Below are 21290 nucleotides of genomic sequence, written 5' to 3'. Positions count from 1 at the left end.
TTCTCCCAAGGGGAGACGCTAAAAGCGATCTGCCCCTGCCTTCTCTTGTAATCTGAATGCCAGCACTGAACTATGAGCGCTAAGGAAATATCTCTTCGACCTGCCCAAGAAACAGATGCGTGGGTGTTGAGTGCAATTCATATTGCTGCTATCAAAGCTCTACCTCCAACTTTCTACACCCAAAAAGAACTTTTAGCTTGGCGCAATTACCGCGACAAACCTGATGGTTCAAATATCTTGAAGAGTATGAAAGCAGAATCTTTCTGGGTTGCGATCGAGGGAGATGTTGTTATAGGTTTTGCTAGTTTCATTGTTGATGAACTAATTGGGCTGTATGTCCACCCTAAATATCAAGGTAAAGGGATTGGACGTGCTTTAGTTCAACATTTTTGCGACGAAGCAACTGAGCAAGGTATAGATAAGGTAATTACAACCGCTAGCCTTTATGCTGAAGGGTTTTATTTACGACTGGGATTTACAGTCATCCAAAAAGCACCTCATTATTTAAGAAGTGGGATATTTGTTCCAGTTACTAAAATGAGTAAAACATTAGCTACTGCACCGAAATCAATTTGAGAAAGTAAATATTTTTAATAACTTTAAAAATGTTGGCATCAATACTATTTTCCCTAAATTACGACCACTTTTTCTACATAATCTATGATGAAAGTAAGTACTTGCCAGCATAAATGCACAAAACCATCCGTTCATCAACTCTCACCCGTACACGTTTGATAGAAGCCGCCTTGCAGGTATTTGCCAGTTTAGGTGTTCAAGGAGCAACTACCCGTGAAATAGCTCGTGTTGCTGGTGTAAATGAGGTGACTTTATTTCGCCACTTTGCTAGCAAAGAACAACTTCTGGGAGCAGTAATGAAGAATGCCTTGGCACTCCAGACAGAAGCCCTTGCATACCCCGAAGCGTGGACACAGGATTTAAAAATTGATTTAAAACAGTATGCCCATCTCTACAATACTATGCTAGAGACACAGGAGGACTTAATTCGTACCTTCATTGGAGAAGCCAAACGTCATCCAGAAGCAGCTAAACAAGTTATTCAAGAAGCTGCCAAGCCCTTAGGGGAAAAACTGGTGGCTTACCTGCAATCGAGTCAGAAACGAGGCACTGTCCGAGCAGACCTCGATCCATTTCCGGCTGTCGATATGTTTACAGGAATGCTATTGGCTGGAATGCTATGCCGCAGTGCAAAATTCAATCAAGGCAACTATAGCTGTGAGGACTATATCGAAACCTGTGTAGATATTTTTGTGCGTGGTATCAGTACTACTCCCCTCTAATACCATTTTACTTTAAGGTTGATACAAATAGGCAGCAGGGGAGCAGGGGAAAGAGTTAGAGACAAATTATTGTTTCTGAATTTTGAATTTTTCTTTAAGTTCAACCGATATAAATACCAGCTTATTTATATACATAAAGATATATGAGAATCTTAAAAGGTAAGGTTGTTAGTGGTTTAGGAAACTTTTCTTACTGGATTGAGAAACTCCAAGAATATTACTTGAGAAAAACCGGAATGAAATTCTTCCCTGGAACTTTAAATATTCAGTTAGATCGACATTACCATCTTCCGAAAAATGTTATGCGTCTGGAAAAGGAAGAATATGGAGGGACTGTTTCTGTGAGCATTGTTCCCTGTAAGATATTTGGCAGAGATGCTTTTATCTTAAGAACAGACAAAAATAATACCGAAAGTGGAGATCATCCGAAAACAATTATTGAGATAGCTTGCGATGTGAAACTTCGGGAGCTATATAACCTTAAAGATAATGATTTGATTGAAGTTGAGATTCACGATGCCAGATTTATCTGAATTAAACAATCTGCTTGGAGATGAAGCGTTAATCCATTACGCGAGTGGTCGGGAGCAAGATCGGTTATCAAAAGGTGCAGGTTTGCTGGAATTAGCCCGAAGCCAAGAACTTATTAACCGTTACCTACCGCCTCCTCCCGCAGTCATTTTCGATGTTGGCGGTGGCGCTGGCGTTTATTCTTTTTGGCTTGCTCAACAAGGCTATGAAGTCCATCTTATTGATGCGGTTCCTTTGCACATAGAGCAAGCTCGGCATTTGTCTCAAGCTCAACCAGAATATCCTCTAGCTAGTTTGGCAGTTGGAGATGCTCGGCAACTCAATCGGGCGGATAATAGCGTTGATGCTGTACTCTTACTTGGGCCTTTGTATCATTTGACTGAGCGCACAGATCGGATTATTGCTTTGCGTGAAGCTCATCGGATCTTAAAAACTGGAGGTTTTGTTTTTGCTGCGGGAGTCTCTCGTTTTGCTTCAACCTTAGATGGATTATTTGGCGGACATTTAGACGATCCTGAGTTTGTAGAGATTGTTAAACAGGATTTGATTGATGGTCAACACCGCAACCCAAACAACCATCCTCGCTACTTTACAAAAACCTTCTTTCATCATCCAGAAGAACTCAAAGCAGAGGTTGAAGAAGCGGGCTTACATTCTGAAAAGATTTTAGCGATTGAAGGGCCAGGCTGGTTATTACAAAACTTTCAGGAACACTGGAATGATGTAGGTCGCTGCAATCGCCTTTTAGAAGCAATTCGCTGGTTAGAAACCGAACCCTCTATGTTGGGGATGAGCGCTCACATCATGGCTGTTGCCCGGAAATAGACGGTATAGAGCGATCGCCACTAACTAAAAGCGCTTGTTGTTTTGCCAACACTTGTTTATGTAACCAGAGTAATTGTCTATCTTTAATGCCTTCACTGATTAATCCCTCAACAGTTTTCATCAGATAATCAGCGCAGGAACCCAATTTTCCCGATGCGGTGGCAATGCTATTCACAGTAGTTGTGAATGGTATTTGATGAGCGTACCTGGGATGTTGGCGATTAGCAACAAAAGCGATCGCTAGGAATTCCTGTGTACCATCAAATACCTTCACCCAACGAGCAATGTAGACACCACCCAACATCTCCCGTCGCCAAATCAGCAGTAATTCGGATGGGACATCAGCAGCAGCAATCCGATAAATAACGCCACGACAGCTACCACCCCGATCGAGTCCTAAGAGTAATCCGGGATTATCTGGAGTACCGCGACCGAGGATCATCCATGTACAGAAGCGCCGATGCCAACCATAAACGATCCCAGCACGGCGCTCGACGTATGTGATTAGAGGATTCCAAATCAGCGAACCGTAGGCAAATATCCAAATATCAGAATTTGGTGGCTGCTGTTGTAATGTTTCATCGAGCGATCGCTGTAACTCATCTTCGCTCAGGGTAGTTAGCTTGATTCCAGAGTGTGATGCTTCTAATAGTCTTGTCTGTATGTTTCCAGCTTCGAGGTCGCTACGACTGAGTGACATAATGTATATTATTTTTTCTGTAAATCTTCAGTAATTCACTCTAACTTTAAGATAATTTAATTCTCAACGAACAGCTTTCAATGTATCGTAAAGTAGCTTGTAGCGCTTAAATCCTGCTTCATATAAAGGATTTGGCTGCGGCTGTACTACATTATTATCCTGCGATAAAATCTTGAGTGCAGCTTCTAAATTCGGATAAACACCAATCCCCACCATTGCCAAAATAGCTGCTCCGTAAGCAGCTCCTTCCTCAGCTTTGGGTGCAATGAGTTTTGTTTGCAAAACATCTGCCAAAATTTGTAACCAGATGTGAGAACGTGCGCCTCCACCCGTTGCTAAGAGTTGATCGAGGGGAGCGATCGCACTAATTACCTCCAATGCTGACCGCAAGCTAAATGCAACCCCTTCCAGGACAGCGCGAGTTATATCTGCTTGTGTATGAGCTAATGACAAATTCACGAAAGCACCACGAGTATCTGGATCGAGGTGGGGACTGCGTTCTCCTGCGAGGTGGGGTAGAAATAGCACACCACGCGCACCAGGCTGCGATCGCTCTGCCATATCCATTAAATCGGTGTAGAATGTATGCGGTGCAAATGTATCTCGATACCAACGCAGAGAACCACCAGCTGCTAGCGTCACTCCCAGCAGATGATAGCCACCATCCACATGGCAGAATAAATGTACCCGACCTTCGGGATCGGGAATTGGGCGATCGCACGGTGCAAAAATAACTCCCGATGTGCCAATACTCAAACTACCCCGATTTAGGTTGCTTGATGAGATGCCCAAACCGATGGCGGCGGCGGCATTATCACCTCCACCTGCAACCACAGGTAATCCCACAGGTAATCCCACACGGGCGGCTATTTCTGATTTGAGCCGTCCAGCGATCGCGGTAGATTCGATGGCTGGGGGGAATAACGCGGGGCTGATATCGAGAGCATCGAGAATATCTGTATCCCATTGCCGATTTGCCAGATTCAGACAGCCGACACCAGAGGCATCAGACGGTTCTGTTACTGCTTCGCCTGTTAGCACATATCTCAGATAATCTTTGGGCAAAAGAATCTGCCACAATCGAGTATAGGCTTGTGGTTCTTCAGTCCGCAACCATAGGAGCTTCGGCAGTTGAAAGCCTGTAATTGCCGGATTTCCAGTGCGCTGGATCAACTCTTGACGGGGAATGGTGGCTTCAATCTCAGCAACAGCTTTACCCGTGCGCTGGTCATTCCACAAAATTGCCGGTCTAATTGCTTTGCCTTCCGCGTCGAGAGGAACCATACCATGCATTTGTCCAGACAAACCGAGGGCGAGCGGTCGATGTCCGTTTAGCTGTTGAGTAACATCGAAGAGAGCATCCAAACTTGCTTCCACCCAATCCGATGAGTTCTGTTCCGTCCAACCGGGTTGTGGAGTTAACAGGGGATAGCTTCTGGTTGACTGAGCGATAATTTGCCCTTGGAGGTCAACTGCGATCGCTCTTACTCCTCCTGTACCCAAGTCTAAGCCAACTACGATGTCAGTCAATTGCCCCTCCAAATTCTTAATATTCAGAAGGCAGAAATGAAACTTCCACCTTCAAAGCTCACAGCTTTCACTCTTTGGTTAAGTTTTGACTAATGTTTCTTTCGCTCCAAACTTATACAATCTGTGTAAATGATTCGTAACTGACTCAACAAAAAGCGGTGACTGGGACAAATCGCCAAAAATCTCAGTTAAATTAAGCAATGGTTTGGCATCGCTACCACTGGAATCAGCTAATTGAGTTAGAGTACCTGCTATTGGGTCATCAATGGGAATAGTATTGCCTTGGTCATCGTTTCCATTGAGGTAACGGAACCAAGCAGCAACCGTTAGGCTCATGTATTCAATTGCCCCTCCTTGATGCAGCGCGTCACGGACTGAGCCTAAAACAAATTTTGGCATTTTAGCGGAGCTATTGAGGCAAAGACGCGGGAGTTGATCTCGAATTTTAGGATTGGCAAAGCGTTCAATTAAGGTTTTTTTGTAATTATCTAAATCAATTCCAGGTACGGGTTGAAGTGTGGGCGTAACTTCTGCCATCAAATTATCGACGGCTTGTCGGATTAATGCATCTGCCATAACTTCATGGACGTATGTATAACCTGCTAAGGAGCCGAGATAGCCAATCAACAAGTGACTGGCGTTGAGCAACCGGATTTTCATCATCTCGTAAGGATGAACATCACTCGTCATCTGAACGCCAACTGATTCCCAATCAGGTCTACCTGCGCTGAAATTGTCTTCGACTACCCACTGAAGAAACGGTTCGGCAACAACTGGAAAGGCATCATCAATGTTAAACTGTTCCGCCACCATTTTGATATCTGCTGGGGTTGTGGCGGGGGTAATGCGATCGACCATGCAGTTAGGAAAAGCTACCTGTTCAGCAACCCAATGCCCTAATTCCGGGTTCTGCATTTGGGCAAATGCGGTTAACATTTTGCGGGCAATATTGCCGTTACCTTGCAAGTTGTCGCAGGACAACACGGTAAATGGTGCGATTCCTTGTTGACGGCGGCGATTAAGGGCTGCTGTCAAAAAGCCATATACTCCAATTGGCTCGTCGGGATGCTGCAAATCGTACTGGATTGTTGGGTGATTGACATCGAATTCACCGCTACCTTCAATATAGTAGTAGCCACCTTCGGTAATGGTGAGGGTAACGATGCGGCATTTGGGATCTGCTAAGGTGTCAATTACAGCTTGGCGGTTATCTGGGGCAAATAGATATTTTGTAATTGCTCCAATCACACGGGCGCGATCGCCTGCTGGGGATCTTTCGATTAAGGTATACAAACAATCTTGTGATTTAAGTGCATCCCGCATCTGTTTATCGAATTCTAGTAGCCCAACCCCGCATATTCCCCATTCAATACCGGAATTTTGATGAAAGTAATTATCCAGGTATAAAGCTTGATGTGCGCGATGGAACCCACCCACACCGATATGGACAATACCGTTTGTGATTTGATGGCGATCGTAATTGGGTACGCGAATGTTATTTCCTAAATGAGACAGAGATGCTTCATTCAGCTTGATTGCCGATCCTCTGCTGATATTGCTGTTCATGGGATTCATTCTGGGTTAGGTGGTGACGATGAACTTTGGGGATGGCTTCACCGTCGCGATCGAACAAATGGCAAAGCTCACCATTAATGTAAATCGGAACGTAATCGTGCATGTTGGCTGGATTATCTCCGTCTGTTTGCACAACTATGGTTTCGCCACCGGCAATTTTGATGTAGAGAAAAGTTTCTCCGCCCAATCGTTCTACGACTAATACTTCACCATTCACGCTTGGGTTATTGCGATCGAGCCGCAGATGTTCGGGACGAATCCCTAATGTTGCTCTATCCCCAACTGAGAGGGTTTTGGGCTTCACTGGAATCGTTACGCTTGCGTCACCAGGTAGTCTAACTGTTGCCCCAGAGTCATTGACGGCTGAAACTGTCACCGAGATAAAGTTCATTTTCGGTGAACCAATAAATCCGGCAACGAATAGATTGCGGGGATGATGGTACAATTCCAGGGGAGAACCCATTTGTTCGATGATGCCGCCCTGCAACACCACAATCTTGTCGGCAAGGGTCATTGCCTCAACTTGATCGTGGGTAACATAAATCATGGTGGCTTGCAGGCTGTCGTGTAAACTGGCAAGCTCAATCCGCATCTGCACCCGCAATGAAGCATCCAGGTTGGACAGTGGCTCATCAAACAAAAATACTTTGGGATTACGCACCAAAGCACGACCGATCGCCACGCGTTGCCGTTGTCCTCCCGATAATTCTTTGGGCTTCCGGTTCAAAAGCGGCTCTAATTGCAGGATACGAGCGACCTCACGCGCCCTTTCATAACGCTGGGCTTTCTGCATACCCGCAAGTCGGAGGCTAAAAGCCATATTTTCTGCCACTGTCATGTGGGGATATAAGGCATAAGTTTGAAACACCATTGCTAAACCACGTTTATCGGGTGGCACATCATTGACTTTTTGTCCATCAATGAGTAGATCGCCGGAGGAAATTTCTTCGAGTCCAGCTATCATGCGGAGTAAGGTTGATTTCCCACAACCGGAGGGGCCGACGAAGACAACAAATTCGCGATCGCCCACGTCGAGATCGATGCCTTTGATAATCTCTGTATCGGCGTAGGTTTTATGGATATTTCTTAAAGCAACTGTTGACATAAAATATTTCCATTAATGAGTTTAAGTTTTTGTCACACAGAGAAGAGTGCAACATTTAATTAATTCGTAGCAAATTCTCTGCGTACCTTTGCGCTTACCTCTGCGCCCCTACCCTGCGGGAAGGCGAAGCGCCTATGCGTTTAAATTTCAACCCTCAATTTGCCACGATTTTACGCAAAGCTGTAAGAGTGCCTGCCTTCACTCATTTCACTGCACCAAAAGTAAGACCCCGGACTAATTGCCGTTGACTCAGCCAACCAAAGATGAGGATTGGTGCGATCGCCAATGTTGATGCTGCCGAAAGTTTTGCCCAAAATAATCCTTGAGGACTGGAAAAAGAAGCAATAAAGGCTGTAAGTGGGGCTGCATCTGCCGTTGTTAAGTTCAAGCTCCAAAATGCTTCGTTCCATGACAAAATAATCGAAAGCAAGGCAGTAGATGCAATTCCGGGTACTGCTAATGGCAACAACACATGCACAAGTTCTTGCTGTGTGGTTGCTCCATCCATGCGATCGGCTTCGAGAATTTCTTTAGGAACTTCTTTGAAGAAGCTGTAAATCATCCAGACGACGATTGGTAAATTAATCAGGGTATAAATAATAATCAAACCGATGTGAGTATCCAGCAATCCGGTGTTGCGACACAAAATGTAGATTGGCACTAGCACACCAACGGGTGGCAGCATTTTGGTAGACAGCATCCAGAGTAAAGTGCCCTTGGTGCGTTTGGTTGGGAAAAATGCCATTGCGTAGGCAGCAGGTACAGCAAGCAGCAGCGCGACTATAGTAGAGCCAAGGGAAATCGCTACGCTGTTAAATGCATAATTGAAATAATTTGCCCGATCTTGGATGGCAATATAATTCTCCAATGTCGGGCGGAAAAACAACTGAGGGGGAGTTGATACTGCCGCGACTTCAGTTTTGAAACTGGTGAGAAACATCCAGAAAATTGGAAAAAACAATATGCAGGCAGCAAGCCAGCCGAGTAATGTCCATAGCCAAATCTTCGAGGTTTTACGTGCCATAATGCTAATTCGTAATTTGTAATTCGTAATTCGTAATTAGAAAAGTTAGCTTCGGTAGCCTTATTTGGGAAACTTGGCATTAAGTATCCAAATTACGAGCAACACTACGCATCAAAAAGATTGCCACGATGTTGGCAAGGATTACGGCAATTAATCCACCGGCTGAAGCACCGCCGACATCGAATTCCAGCAAGGCTTTTAAGAAGATGTAATAAGCTAGATTAGTGGTTGCAAGTCCTGGCCCGCCGCCTGTGGTAACAAAGATTTCGGCAAAGATGGTCAGGAAGAAAATTGTCTCAATCATGGCAACCACAGAAATGGCGCGGCTCAGATGGGGTAGCATAACGAAACGAAATAGAGCGATCGCATTTGCGCCATCCATCCGCGCAGCTTCTAACTGGTCGCGATCGAGTGACTGAATTGCAGTCAACAAAATCAGCAGGGCAAAGGGCAGCCATTCCCAGGACACAATAATAATGATGGCAAGCAAGGGAACGCTGGCAAACCAATCGATCGCCCCTAAACCCAAACCTCTAGTAATTTGAGCAAACAGCCCATTCACTGGATGCATCAGCATATTTTTCCAGATTAGGGCGCTAACTGTGGGCATCACGAAAAATGGTGAAATTGCCAGTACCCGCGCCACTCCACGACCATAAAAATCTTGGTCAAATAGTACTGCTAGTAATGTACCCAGACCAATTGTGATTGCTAAAACAGAAACAACCAAAACTATTGTGATAGCGATCGATGTCCATAAAGCTGAGTCACTCAGGATGAAAGTGAAATTTTCAATCCCAATAAATTTACGTGCATCTGGATTCAGCAAGTTATAACGCTGAAAAGAAAACCATATAGTCATCACCAGAGGCACAATCATCCACAGCAGTAGGAGAACGACCGAAGGCGCAACCAGAGGTAAGGTTGACACTTGCCGCGTAGTCCGTTGCTTCGTGGGTGGTGGCGTTTCCGATTGAGGTTTTACCGCTAATGAAGAAGACATAACCCAAAGAAATTTTAGATTTTAGATTTTGGATTTTAGATTTTGAATGTTTTGTAGTTGAGCATCGGCTCTTTTTACCCATGCCCAATGCCCAATGCCCCATTTCACTCGATATAACCCGTGTGTTTCATGAAGCGTTCAGTTGATTTCTGCGATCGCTGCAAGGCTTGGTCTACCGAAGTCCGATTGGTTAACGCTGCTGCCAGGGTTTGCCCGACAGAAGAACCGATCGCCTGAAACTCTGGAATATCCACATATTGAACTCCCTTATAAGGAGTTGGTTGTGCAGATGGACGGGTAACATCAGCAGATTGAATTGCTGCCAGTACTATTTCAGCAAAGGGGGCAGCTTTTCGATAGTTGGGATTTTCATAAGTGGAAGTCCGAGTCCCTGGTGGTACAGCAATCCAGCCATTTTCCTTAGCAACTAGTTGAATGTATTCCTTTGATGTTGCCCAAGCAACGAACTTTTGCGCGGCTTCCGGTGATTTTGAGGTTTTTGGAACCGCTAGCGCCCAGGCCCAAAGCCAGTTTGAACCGTTGGGATATTTTTCAATTGGCGCACGGGCAAAGCCAACTTTGTTATAAACTTGGGATTCTTTGGGATTGGATAATAAACCCGCAGCAACGGTTGCATCTACCCACATACCACATTTACCCGTTGAGAATAACGCCAGATTCTCGTTAAATCCATTAGAACTAGCTCCTGGCGGCCCATATTTGTTGAGCAGATCGACATAAAAGGCGATCGCCTCTTTCCAAGCTGGAGTATTGATCGTTGGTTGCCACTTCATATCAAACCACTGTCCACCATAGGTATTAACCAATGTGGAAACAAATGCGACGTTTTCACCCCAACCAGGTTTTCCGCGCAGGCAAACTCCATAAACCCCATGCGCTGGGTCGTGGATTTTGCTTGCCCATTCTCTCATTTGGGGATAAGTTGGCTGTTGAGGAACTGCAATTCCAGCTTTTTCAAACAAGTCTTTTCGGTAGTACAGCATGGAACTTTCCCCATAGAATGGCACGGCATAGAGTTTGCCGTTATTGGAAAGTCCTTCTCGTATGGGTTTAAGCAAGTCATTTACGTCATAGTTTGCGCCTAGATCCAAAGGTCTTAACCAATCCCGCCTAGCCCAGATTGGTGTTTCATAAGAACCGATCGTCATCACATCAAACTGCCCACCTTGGCTTGCAACATCTGTAGTTGTGCGTTGGCGTAACACATTTTCTTCCAGCACAACCCACCGGAGTTGAATATCAGGATTAGCTTCCTCAAATTTGCGAGAAAGCCCTTGCATCACCACCATGTCGCCATTATTAACAGTGGCGATCGTTAGTTTAGTTTTCTCTGCGGCTTGGGAGCGCGGTGAGCAAGCATATAGCAGATGCACCAGCATTACTCCAGCGAGAAATGCAGCCAGCACTTTAGCGAAGCGGCGAATACGCATCGCATAACTCCTTTAAAGTAAAAACCGAACGAAATAAATTTTTGATTTTATGCTCTATTATTGGGCAAAAGCTCAATAATAGAAATCATACCAATCTGATTTCCATCACGGTCATTTGCAACAATTCTTCAATAAGAGGTTGAATCTATGACGGCAAAAGCAACTTATCAGTTTGCAGGTAAAACGATCCTAATTACTGGCGGTGCAGGAGATATTGGCAAGGCAACTGCACACCGTTTTGCTGCCAATGGTGCAGGAATAGCCCTGCTAGATTTGAATGAACCGAAGATGGCAGATGTGGCTCAGGAACTAAAAGAGTACAACGTTCCAGTCGGAACGTTTCGCTGTGATGTTACATCTAGTGATGATGTCGCCAAAGCCTTTACTGGTGCTGTTGAGCAATTTGGACGCATCGACTATGTATTTAATAACGCGGGTTATCAAGGAGCATTTGCCAAGACTGACGAATATCCTGAAGACGACTTTCAAAAAGTGATCGACATTAACGTTGTTGGCGTTTTCCATATTCTCAAGGCTGCTGCACAACAATTACGCGATGCAGGTGGAGGCGCGATCGTTAATATGGCGAGTTATGCAGGGGTGGTTGGGCCGCCAAATATGTTGGCTTACGCCGCTTCTAAGTTTGCAGTGATTGGAATGACTCAGACAGCAGCAAAAGACTTGGCTCCCTATGGCATTCGGGTGAATGCACTCTCGCCTGCGTTGATTGGCCCTGGTTTTATGTGGACGCGGCAAACGGAATTACAAGCAGCAGTAGGATCGCAATACTTTGATGCCGATCCCAAAGTAGTTGAGCAACAGATGATTAATTCAGTGCCAATGCGGCGTTTGGGAAGTTTGGAAGAGGTGGCAAATGGAGTAGCGTTTTTGATGAGCGAAGAGGCAAGCTACATTACTGGCTTTAACTTGGAGGTTACTGGGGGATAATAGAAATTTAAAAATAATTGAGCAAAGATATAATCTTTGGGCATATACTCGGTAAAATGCAATCATACCTTTGATAGATACATAGTTTTTGCAGGTAGTATATGGGACAACCTTTTTTAGAGCGGCGCGATGCCACCCCCCTTCGGGCACGCAAATTAGACTTGGCTGCTCATGCTGCTTGGCTCTATTACATCGCCGGCAATACGCAAGAAGAAATTGCCGCCAAGCTTAATGTGTCCCGGCAAGCTGCACAACGCTTAGTGGCACTGGCAGTCAGTGAAAAATTGATTAAATTTCGACTCGATCATCCCCTGAGTGAATGCATTGCTTTGGCTGAGTCGTTACGCGATCGCTTTGCTCTATCACTTTGTGAAGTAGTACCAACTGACGCAGGCAGTGGTGATACATTATACGGGATTGGTGTATGTGCTGCCACCCACCTAGAAGCTTACCTGATGGCTAAAACCCCAAGTATACTGGCGTTTTCGTCAGGTCGCACATTGCGAGCAATGGTGGAACAGATACCCTCAATGAACCAACCCCAACATAAGATTGTTTCAATTATTGGGAATATGTCTCATTCTGGGCGTGCAGGTCGTCACGAAGTGGTTATGCATTTATCCGATCGCGTCGGTTCCCAAGCTTACCCAGTGCCGACTCCCGTTGTTGCGACTAGCATTGAAGAACGAGAACTCTTGCAGACTCAGCGATCGTTTCTCGCCGTCAAAACTCTCGCCGAGCAAGCCAAAGCAACCTTTGTCGGAATTAGTCACATTGCCTGGAATGCTCCGTTACATCAAGACGGTTTCATCAATGACGATGAGGTAGCTGAATTGATTGAACTGGGAGCAGTCGGAGAAATTGCAGGTTGGGCTTACAGCGATCGTGGAGTATTGCTGCAACAAGGGACAAACAGCCGGGTTGCCAGTGTAGCGCTCGAACAACCCGCTCATCGACTGATTATTGGTGTGGCGGGTGGTGTGAAAAAGGCAGAGGCGATTTTAGCTGCTCTGCATGGCAAGTTAATTACAGGATTGATTACCGATGAAGCTGCTGCCCAAATGATTCTTTCTAAAATTTAGTAAATATAGCAACAGGCAAGGTGGTTAGGACATCAACAGACGATAAAACTTAGATACAAAAAGGCTTTTCACCCAGTCCCCAGTCCCCAGTCCCTTGCTATACTTGGAATTTGATTAAAGATTTTCACTACTTATCTAAAAAAGGGCATGACTGTTAAGCCTGCCCTTTAGCTTTAGTGTTCTTGTCCCGTTGGTCTGATGAGGATTTCGTTGACATTAACGCGTGGCGGTTGCGTAAGAGCGTAAACGATCGCAGCCGCAATGTCTTCGCTTTGCAGAGGTTGAATTGACTTGCGTCGTTCTTCGATCCGTTGTTTGGCAACGGGATCGGTAATTTGGTTGTCAATTTCCGTATCTACTAAACCTGGTTCAATAATGGTGACGCGGATGTTGTCTTTGTGGACTTCTTGGCGCAATGCTTCCGAGAGGGCATTAACACCCCATTTGGTAGCATTGTAAACACCAACACCCGCCCGCGCTGTCCGGCCAGCCACTGAGGAGATATTGACTATATGCCCTGATTTTTGCGCCTTCAACAAAGGCAAAACGGCATGAGTAGCATATAGCAGTCCTAATACGTTGAGGTCAAACGATCGCCGCCAATCTGAGCTATTTCCCGCTTCAATTGTGCCCAGTAAGGCAATCCCGGCATTATTCACAAGGATATCAACCCTTCCCAATTCTGCATTGGCCTTTGCCACCAAGTTATTTACCTGAGTTTCATCAGTCACATCAGTGACAATAGGCAATGCCTTCCCACCACTAGCTTCGATGCGTTCTGCTAATGCCTGAATGCGATCGCCACGCCTAGCAGCGAGTACTACTGTTGCTCCAACTGAAGCCAAAGCGATCGCAGTTGCCTCTCCAATTCCCGCTGAAGCCCCAGTGATAATTGCCACTTTTCCTTCTAATTTACCTGTCATTTATCTAACTCCTTAGTAATTGATTATTGAATATTGAGCATTAATTATTCCTCCCCTGCTCCTCTGCCCCCCCTGCTCCCCTGCTCCCCTGCCCCCTGCCTCTTACCAATCCTCAAAACAGATGCAACAGCCGCCCCACAAAGTATTAGGGCTGCAAAGCGAAAAGTTCCTTGGAACCCTGCAACGATCGCATCAGGAGGGGCGACAGAGACATCTGCACCCGCAGACATACTAGCGATTAAGGCTCCAAATACTGCCCCAATTAGAGAAACTCCTACGGTGTTTCCTGAGGTACGTGACAAAGATAACAGCCCAGAAGCAATCCCTAGCCGCTCTCTCGGTACCGATCCCATAACAGTGCTGTTGTTGGGCGATTGAAATAAACCCAATCCAATGCCGTAAATAAAATAGCGCGATACATAGCCTAGTTCAGTAATTTGAGCATCAAAGGTGCTAATCCCCAGACAGCCGCCAATCATCAACCCCAACCCAATCGAACTGATTAGTCGAGCGCCAAAACGGTCTGAAAGTATTCCAGCCAGTGGAGCAATTAACCCACTCAGTACAGGCGATACGGCTAGTAATAGCCCTACTTTTACCGTCGGATAATGCTTGACGCTCTCTAGAAAGAAAGGGACGATCAGTAGCGAACCGCCAATAACAATGAATGCTAACCAGCCACTTAGCAAACCCATACTCAACTGAAGATTGCGAAACAGCTTTAGCTCTAGTAGTGGCTGCTTTAGAATCGCTTCAACTACCAAAAATGTAATGAAACTTACGGTAGCGATCGCTAATAATATCAATGTATTAATACTGCTAAAGCCCTGGCTTTGCCCTAGTGTCATACCCAGCCCAAAACTACCCAGAGTCAATAAAGCTAATATGGCTCCCAAAAAGTCAAATTTCTGTTTGCCCTCAATGCGTGCAGAAGGTGGCACTACACGAGCTATTAAGAAACTAGCGATAATCCCCAAGGGTACATTGATGAAGAATATACTATGCCAGCCTGACCAGCTTAAGAGCAATCCGCCAGCAGAGGGGCCAAAAGCAATTCCCAGTGACACTACACTACCGATGATGCCAACAGCCCGACCTCGCTCGGAAGAGGGAAAAACTTCTGTGATAATTGCTAAACCAAGCCCAGAAATGAACACAGCACCTAATCCTTGAAGCGCCCGAAAGCCAATCAACCACTCGATACTAGGTGCAAAACCACACAACAGCGAACTGAAAGTGAACAGAACTAGTCCCCCTTGGTATAGGGACTTCTTACCCCACATATCCCCCAAGCGGGTTGCTCCCAAAACTAAACCAGAACTGACCAACTGGTAACTCAATACAGCCCATTGGGTGGTAGGAAAACTAGTGCCAAAGGCTTGCACTAATGTGGGCAAAGCAACATTAATGATCCCCACATCCAGGGTAGACATGAATACCCCAAGTCCGACACCGAGTAAAACCCAATTTTTTTGAGAGCTTGATAAAGCCAGAGGTTCTGCTTGGAATTGTGCCAACGTTTAGCCTCCACCTTTGACTTTACGGTTGTGAATAGTTTGCATACGTATATTCATTGTAGGGTGCTATCCTCGCTACTAAGTTCAGGAAACTAAGTTTACTTTCCATCCTTGACGTTGGTGATTTTTTTGAGTGCGATCGCAGCAGACACTTGGTCGATCGGAAATGCTCTCGATAGGTTGAAAAATTCAGGTTTATATCAAGTATCTACTTCCCAATCGGCAAGATTGGCTTTTCCACTTGTCATATATTTGGTAAAGTACTTAAGTACTCTTAACTCTGCACTCCTTCGGCTATATTAACGATAGTGTTCAACAAAGTACGGTAATTCGATAGACTTACTGTATTTAGACTAATTAGCAAACTATCATAGACAACTCTCAGAAGCAAGCTCTAAAGAAAATGGAGAAAAGGGAATGGGAAATGTCAATCATTAAAGTCACATCTGCAACTGCAAATAAGTACCTTTTTGTATAAGCAATGACTCAAAAAGCTGCCTTATCTCGATTTGCATTAGGATTTATTGCAGGCTTTGTGTCTGTTTTGCTATTTCATCAAGGTGTATTGGCGCTGCTACATGCAGTAAATTTTACACCTCGCGCCCCTTATTCAACTGCACCAACACAACCATTAGGAATCCCGCAAATTTGGTCAAATGCTTTCTGGGGAGGGATTTGGGGACTGATTTTGGTAGTAATTGCACCTCGTTTTCGACACGATAAAAACTATTGGTTAGGAGCTTTAGTCTTTGGTGCAATTGCTCCGACGCTAGTGGCTTGGTTTGTAGTTGCACCACTTAAGGGTCAACCCATCGCAGGCGGCTGGAAACTTGTGGGAATAGTCACAGGTTTATTGGTTAATGGGGCTTGGGGTGTGGGAACCGCTGGGTTACTGAGATTATTCTCTAGGAGGCAATTGTTTAACAGCTAGAGTTTTAAGCACTTCTAAGTATTTGAGTAATATTTAGTATTATTAGTTACTAAAATAACTTCCTGCTTATTTCAGCATCAAGTTGAAAATGTGTATATTATTATTTGAGAATAATCGGTCAAAAAATAGCGATGTATTATTCGCGTTAGACCAATTCTGTATAAAGATGTGTAGAAATAACCCCACTACCTGCGGCGCTTCCCGCGAGTTTGGGAAGGTTGGAAGGGGTCTAAATGATGTGCAGCTTCACAGAGAATTGGCTTTACTCAGTAAATCAAAAATCAAAAGAATTTATTACAATGGATAATTTTGGGATTTATACACTGGCTAATGACGTGGTATTTGACCAACTAGTAGCTTTGCTAAACAGCATTGAGGTAAATGTTAGTCCAGATATTCCTATTTGTATTATTCCCTATGATGACCGCTTAAAACGAGTTAAACAGGAGATACATTCTCGACCAAATGTCACCTTGTTTGACAATAAAAGCTCGATCAAAAAATGGGAGGATTTTGCCGTTCAAGTTTGGAACGCTTATCCAAGAAATGGTCGAAAAAATAAACCTTCTATCGAATGGAATAAAAAAAATAATTTAATCCGAAAAATGTGTGCTTTTGATGGTGAGTTTGAAAGATTTGTATTTTATGATGCTGATAGTTTGGCAATGAATAAGTTGGATAAGGTTTTAGAAAAACTAGACCAATACGACTTTGTGTTTGATGACTGGGAACACACAAAACAAACTTCAGTTGCAGCTTTCGACTTGCCGAAGTTAGAACAAAAAATGTCTTTGCCTGAATCTGAAATCAGACGAGAAATCCACTGTTCTAGTTTTTTTGGTTCAAAAAAGGGTATTTTAGGCGCTGAAGAATTAAAAATACTCAAAAAGCGATTGATAGAAGATAAAGAAGTAGAATTGATTAACGAAATCGCTTGGTGGTGTGACGCAGATTTATTTAGTTACATGACTTTTAGAATTGCTCGACCACTATTTAACTTTACACTCAGTCCCAATGGTGAAGATAGAACTGGTAACTGTGCTAATGCAAATCCATTTGTGAATATTGATAATGTTCTTTACAACCAACAGGGATTAAAACCAATTCATCGTCTTCACTATATGGGCTATTCTGCTATTGGATTTGCCCGCTTGTGTAAAGGTGAAGATGTTGATATTCGTTACAAAAATGAATTTTTACACTATCGCTTTCTGAAGCAACCAGAGCAAAAACCGAAGCGATTAAAGCCACCTACCATAGCGGCTAGAAGCAATCGATTTATCAAAAAAGTTTGGAATAAAATTAATCAAACTATTTCCTACACCTAGCTTTTGCCCAGCCTTGCTCATTAAGCGTTTAGTTTAGTGAGCAATGTCCACTCTCATCTTGCAAAAATGCCTAAAGTTAGTGTTTCCATTCCCACGTTTAATCGAGTTAATTTACTGCCTTTCGCAATTGACAGTGTACTCAACCAGTCTGAGCAAGACTTTGAGCTAATTATTTGTGATGACGGTTCTAGCGATCGCACACCCGAATTGATGTCACAATACAGAGACGATCGGATAAAATATATCCGTCATCAGCAAAATATTGGTAAAAGTAATAATATGCGCTCTGGTTTTGATGCTGCCAGTGGTGAATATTTTATTAAATTTGATGATGACGACCGCCTAACACCCGATTTTCTCGCAAGTACATCAGCTATTCTTGCTCAAGACTCTAGCATTGATTTTGTTGGTACAGACCATTGGATAATTGATATTAACAATGTCCGGGATGAGGCAAAAACTCAAGAAAATTCTCATCGCTGGGGTAGGAAGAATTTATCAGCAGGTGTTGTAAATAATTTGTTGGAAGTTGTATTTATTCAGCAAAGCTTTCAAGTTGGGGCGACATTATTTCGCCGTAAAACCTTGCAAGAATTAGGATATATGCAGCCAAATCTGCAAAATTGTGAGGATAATGATTTATTTGTACGTCTGGCTTTGGCTGGAAAAAAGGGCTATTACTTACCAGAATTATTGATGGAATATCGCTACCATGCAGAGCAGCAAGGTATTAATCGAGCCATTCCTTATTTATTTGATAAAATTCAGTATTTAGAAAATTATAAGTTTGAGTCTGAAAAATTAGAAAAGGTCAGGAAAAATCGTTTAACTGAAACACAATTATTATTAGGTTTGCGTTTAATTGAAAAGGGTGAAACGCAAAAAGGCAGAGAGCTAGTTTTAGCGGGACAGTCTTTTTCGACTGCTAAAGCTTGGACTGGTTTAGGTTTATCGTTGTTACCAGTTGGGTTGCGAGCTAAGGCGTTTAATGCACTGCGACAGATGCGGGGTTAGAAAATAGTTCTTGAAATGTTTCACGTAGAGATGCAGAGAAAATTATACAGGGTTTTTACACTGTGAAGAACTTCTCCTAATACGGTTCAGTTAGCCCTAAAAACTTTAAGCTACGTAGGTTGGGTTGAGGAACGAAACCCAACATTAAGCCTTAATCGTTGGGTTTCACTTCGTTCAACCCAACCTACTAGCTGCTTATTTAACTAACTACTAACTTCTTGACCACTCATCAATAATAGTCAAAATTGTTTTATCACCCAAGTTCTTAACAGATTTTACTACATCACGATAATCTTCAAACTCTTGCTTCGGTTTCTTGCGTCGAGCATCAAATATGTCTTTTGCAAGTTTTTCAGCCCCACGAATTCTAGAGCGTTGTAACTTTCTGGATAACTCGTCTCTATCCAAAGAGTTCAATAAACTAAGTGGATTGGTCTGTTCACCCTTTTGGGGAATAAGGTTTTCAAGTTGCTTAAACTGACTATCTATTCTTTGCCTTTCTTGTATAAATTCTGACTTAAATTCATTTAATTGCTTCTCAAGACGTAATTCTAAATTTGTCAGACGTGGTTCTAACTTTGTTGTTTCAGGCTGTGGTGTTACTGGTTTAGTAGAAGAATCAATTCCTTTGAGAGATACAACTTGCTTTACTACTAAATCCTCTACTTTTGGGGCAATAACACAAGCATTAACCATTTCACCTTGTCGAGGATTTTTTTCTCTTGCCCTGACAGCAGCATAATATTCAAAATGTCCATCAACTACCGTATAGCTCTCTACACCTGTTACTTTCAGAACTAATGGTCTGATAATTCCTCCTGTTTCTATAATTATGTCTGCAAGGTTCTCTAAATCAGCTTCTGCAAAATTTGAACGAGGTTCATTAGAAGTAATACTTTTTACATCCACCAAAGAAAAATTAATCATTAATCAATCCCCAATTTTTGGATAACTTCATCTGCTAATACATTAAATTCTTCAGCAGAAATTTGAGCAGAAGTTTTTAATTCGGCAAATTTAATAATAGACTTAGGGTCAGGATATTCTAAATCTCCAACCGTGATAGTCTGATTCATACATTCTGATAACGCTGTTCTGTCATAAATTACAGCTTCCATTAGTGGCAGTTGATAGCGATCTGAAATTACTTCTCTCTGTTTAGGAAAATTGTATTGTAAAAATTTAGCATTTGTTGAGATTTTAGAGGCAAGAACGCCCATTATACTAATTGGTGGCTTACCCACCATGATTTCTCTGGATTCATTAATTTGATTAACAAAGTTTTTGACCGTTGGTAAACCTTGGTTAGCAAATGGTTTCAAATCCGATGGAATTATCAGGTAATCACTAGCAATCAGTGCAACTTCAGCATACAAATCTCTTGATGGAGGGGTATCAATAATTACAATATCATAATTATTTTCTACCCTTTTTAGTTTTGTTACTAACCTGCTCCTACTAGGTAATATTCTATTCAGTTTCTCCTGATATTCAATCAATGTAATATGTGAAGGAATAACATCAATTTCTGGATTGTTGAAATAATCAGATGTACGCACTACTTCTGGGATAAAGTTAAAATCTCCTGATTCTAACAAATGGTATATGTTTCGCTCTCTTAAATTATCATCTTCTTCAAATTGAAATTTAATTAGTCCTGTAGCAAAAGTAGTGTTTGCCTGAGAATCTATATCAATTAAAAGTACCCTTTTACCTTTTTTACTTAATGCTGCTGCAAGATTAACTGCAACAGTAGTCTTACCAACGCCGCCTTTATTGTGGTAGATTGCAATTGTTTTCATTAAATTTTGCCTCTTTATTTCAAAGGTTGAATATTTTTCTATTTGAATTTCTGGTTTATCTACTAACTGTCCTTCTTTTAGGCTCTCTCTACCAATTAAACCTTTAATATTCTCTAATTCTGTCTCAACTTCTTTCCCAGAACATTGAAATACTAGTTGAATATCGTATTGTAATTTCTGATAAATTCTAATTTCTTTGCCGTTAGTCAGCAATCCATACCTAACATTTAAGCTGGTTAAATAATGTCTGAGTCGGGAGACATGATGATTTAAGTTTTGTTTGGGATGCTTTGCCTCCATGACAACACTCAGCGGTGAGTTGGCATCTAAAACAAAGGGAATCACTTGTGCGGCAAATGCTAAGAAATCTAAGCGGATGCTACCAATGGCAACTTCTTGATGCCAGGTGTCAGGAGTATAACCTAGCTGTGGTAGCAAATATTGCACTATGAGTTTGCTTTCAACTTCGCTTTCGTTACGGCACAGCTCAGGATTAAAAAGCAATATTTTTCTACCTCTAATTAATTATTGGACTTGGGACAAAACCTGATATTTGCTAGATTATGGCATAGCCTTAATTATGTTGAGTGATAGAAATCACTTATAAAATCTAAAAAATCATCATAAAATTAGTACTTCTGCTGATAAAGTAACCAATTTTGACAGCTAGCCATATTCAAAATTAACAGACTACGTATGTATT

20 protein-coding genes are annotated in these 21290 nt (G+C 43.0%); 9 read left to right on the top strand and 11 right to left on the bottom strand.

Going from position 1 to position 21290, the window contains the following annotated elements:
* Positions 1-72 precede the first annotated feature (72 nt).
* From RMZ95_RS15320 to RMZ95_RS15305, 4 genes are all read left to right on the top strand, one after another.
* Positions 73-576 (top strand): GNAT family N-acetyltransferase, encoded by a 504-nt coding sequence (locus tag RMZ95_RS15320; protein ID WP_322682699.1) that lies wholly within the window; start codon positions 73-75, stop codon positions 574-576.
* Positions 577-689: 113 nt separating this feature from the next.
* Positions 690-1298 carry a TetR/AcrR family transcriptional regulator gene (locus tag RMZ95_RS15315; protein WP_322673064.1) on the top strand — a complete coding sequence of 203 codons (609 nt, stop codon included), beginning with the start codon at positions 690-692 and terminating at the stop codon, positions 1296-1298.
* 143 nt (positions 1299-1441) lie between these two features.
* A complete protein-coding gene (locus RMZ95_RS15310) occupies positions 1442-1831 on the top strand; it encodes a DUF120 domain-containing protein (RefSeq protein WP_322682698.1) in 390 nt (129 codons plus the stop codon).
* Positions 1815-2654, top strand: a complete 840-nt coding sequence (locus RMZ95_RS15305) for a class I SAM-dependent methyltransferase (RefSeq protein WP_322682697.1) — start codon at positions 1815-1817, stop codon at positions 2652-2654. Before RMZ95_RS15310 ends, RMZ95_RS15305 begins: the two co-directional genes overlap by 17 nt.
* On the opposite strand, the gene RMZ95_RS15300 is transcribed toward RMZ95_RS15305, so the two are convergent.
* From RMZ95_RS15300 to RMZ95_RS15270, 7 genes are all read right to left on the bottom strand, one after another.
* Entirely contained in the window at positions 2632-3354 is a 723-nt protein-coding gene (locus RMZ95_RS15300) for a gamma-glutamylcyclotransferase (RefSeq protein ID WP_322682696.1), read from the bottom strand. The two genes, RMZ95_RS15305 and RMZ95_RS15300, sit on opposite strands and share 23 nt — an antisense overlap.
* A 63-nt stretch (positions 3355-3417) precedes the next feature.
* Positions 3418-4884, bottom strand: a complete 1467-nt coding sequence (xylB, locus tag RMZ95_RS15295; protein ID WP_322682695.1) for a xylulokinase — start codon at positions 4882-4884, stop codon at positions 3418-3420.
* Positions 4885-4962: 78 nt separating this feature from the next.
* Positions 4963-6450, bottom strand: a complete 1488-nt coding sequence (locus RMZ95_RS15290; protein WP_322682694.1) for a mannitol dehydrogenase family protein — start codon at positions 6448-6450, stop codon at positions 4963-4965.
* A complete protein-coding gene (locus tag RMZ95_RS15285) occupies positions 6407-7564 on the bottom strand; it encodes a sn-glycerol-3-phosphate ABC transporter ATP-binding protein UgpC (protein WP_322682693.1) in 1158 nt (385 codons plus the stop codon). The genes RMZ95_RS15290 and RMZ95_RS15285 overlap by 44 nt, the downstream gene beginning before the upstream one ends.
* Before the next feature lie 202 nt (positions 7565-7766).
* Positions 7767-8588 carry a carbohydrate ABC transporter permease gene (locus tag RMZ95_RS15280; protein ID WP_322682692.1) on the bottom strand — a complete coding sequence of 274 codons (822 nt, stop codon included), beginning with the start codon at positions 8586-8588 and terminating at the stop codon, positions 7767-7769.
* A gap of 79 nt (positions 8589-8667) precedes the next feature.
* Positions 8668-9591: a sugar ABC transporter permease gene (locus RMZ95_RS15275; RefSeq protein WP_322682691.1), complete on the bottom strand. Its 924-nt coding sequence runs from the start codon at positions 9589-9591 to the stop codon at positions 8668-8670.
* Between the two features lie 104 nt (positions 9592-9695).
* Complete coding sequence (locus RMZ95_RS15270) at positions 9696-11042, bottom strand: sugar ABC transporter substrate-binding protein (protein WP_322682690.1); 1347 nt, start codon at positions 11040-11042, stop codon at positions 9696-9698.
* A 147-nt stretch (positions 11043-11189) separates the two neighbouring features.
* Here RMZ95_RS15270 and RMZ95_RS15265 point away from each other — a divergent pair, with 147 nt between their 5' ends.
* Positions 11190-11990 (top strand): SDR family NAD(P)-dependent oxidoreductase, encoded by an 801-nt coding sequence (locus tag RMZ95_RS15265; protein ID WP_322682689.1) that lies wholly within the window; start codon positions 11190-11192, stop codon positions 11988-11990.
* 101 nt (positions 11991-12091) lie between these two features.
* Positions 12092-13072, top strand: a complete 981-nt coding sequence (locus RMZ95_RS15260; RefSeq protein ID WP_322682688.1) for a sugar-binding transcriptional regulator — start codon at positions 12092-12094, stop codon at positions 13070-13072.
* A 173-nt stretch (positions 13073-13245) separates the two neighbouring features.
* Here RMZ95_RS15260 and RMZ95_RS15255 read toward each other — a convergent pair whose 3' ends face one another.
* Both RMZ95_RS15255 and RMZ95_RS15250 read right to left on the bottom strand, forming a co-directional pair.
* Positions 13246-13995: an SDR family NAD(P)-dependent oxidoreductase gene (locus RMZ95_RS15255; protein ID WP_322678877.1), complete on the bottom strand. Its 750-nt coding sequence runs from the start codon at positions 13993-13995 to the stop codon at positions 13246-13248.
* 44 nt (positions 13996-14039) lie between these two features.
* Entirely contained in the window at positions 14040-15512 is a 1473-nt protein-coding gene (locus tag RMZ95_RS15250; RefSeq protein WP_322682687.1) for a DHA2 family efflux MFS transporter permease subunit, read from the bottom strand.
* A gap of 481 nt (positions 15513-15993) precedes the next feature.
* On the opposite strand from RMZ95_RS15250, the gene RMZ95_RS15245 reads away from it, so the two are divergent.
* From RMZ95_RS15245 to RMZ95_RS15235, 3 genes are all read left to right on the top strand, one after another.
* Positions 15994-16443, top strand: coding sequence for a hypothetical protein (locus tag RMZ95_RS15245; RefSeq protein WP_322682686.1), 450 nt, complete (start codon positions 15994-15996; stop codon positions 16441-16443).
* Positions 16444-16742: 299 nt separating this feature from the next.
* Positions 16743-17771, top strand: a complete 1029-nt coding sequence (locus tag RMZ95_RS15240; RefSeq protein ID WP_322673050.1) for an Npun_R2821/Npun_R2822 family protein — start codon at positions 16743-16745, stop codon at positions 17769-17771.
* A gap of 66 nt (positions 17772-17837) precedes the next feature.
* Positions 17838-18785, top strand: coding sequence for a glycosyltransferase family 2 protein (locus tag RMZ95_RS15235; RefSeq protein WP_322682684.1), 948 nt, complete (start codon positions 17838-17840; stop codon positions 18783-18785).
* Positions 18786-18995: 210 nt separating this feature from the next.
* Here the strand turns inward: RMZ95_RS15235 and RMZ95_RS15230 are convergent, their stop codons facing one another.
* Positions 18996-19712 carry a chromosome partitioning protein ParB gene (locus RMZ95_RS15230; RefSeq protein WP_322682683.1) on the bottom strand — a complete coding sequence of 239 codons (717 nt, stop codon included), beginning with the start codon at positions 19710-19712 and terminating at the stop codon, positions 18996-18998.
* Positions 19712-21091: an AAA family ATPase gene (locus tag RMZ95_RS15225; protein ID WP_322682682.1), complete on the bottom strand. Its 1380-nt coding sequence runs from the start codon at positions 21089-21091 to the stop codon at positions 19712-19714. The genes RMZ95_RS15230 and RMZ95_RS15225 overlap by 1 nt, the downstream gene beginning before the upstream one ends.
* Between the last annotated feature and the right edge of the window lie 199 nt (positions 21092-21290).

The organism is Nostoc sp. DedQUE07 (assembly GCF_034530975.2).
Lineage (GTDB): Bacteria > Cyanobacteriota > Cyanobacteriia > Cyanobacteriales > Nostocaceae > Nostoc.
This window is presented reverse-complemented; position numbering and strand designations above follow the sequence as displayed.